This is a genomic window from Hydrogenovibrio sp. 3SP14C1, assembly GCF_029625905.1.
Taxonomy (GTDB): Bacteria; Pseudomonadota; Gammaproteobacteria; order Thiomicrospirales; family Thiomicrospiraceae; genus Hydrogenovibrio.
In genome coordinates this window covers 1-280 of sequence record NZ_JARTLM010000071.1, presented here as the reverse complement: position 1 = coordinate 280, position 280 = coordinate 1, and the positions used below count along the sequence as shown (strand labels likewise).

The following is a 280-nucleotide window of genomic DNA, read 5'->3' as shown; positions in this document are numbered from 1 at the left end:
GCAGCCTGAAGGCGACGGACGGCTACAACAAGAGTTTGAACAACTCAAAATGCAACTGGCCGCAGAAGGGTTATTTGCGCAATCACTCAAAAAACCACTTCCCGAACACCCGCGCTGTGTAGGCGTGATCACCTCAAAAACCGGAGCTGCTCTGCACGATATTTTGCAGGTGCTGAAACGCCGCGATCCAAGCCTGCCGATCATTATTTACCCGACCATCGTCCAAGGTAATGAAGCGGCGATAAGTATCGCTCAAGCGATTGGCTGTGCGAATTCTCGC

General features: G+C 52.1%; 1 protein-coding gene. It reads left to right on the top strand.

Annotated features, from left to right (window positions below; translation table 11 throughout):
- Nucleotides 1–280 (top strand): exodeoxyribonuclease VII large subunit (locus tag P8629_RS11675; protein WP_278166297.1); only part of this gene is annotated, 280 nt, incomplete at both ends.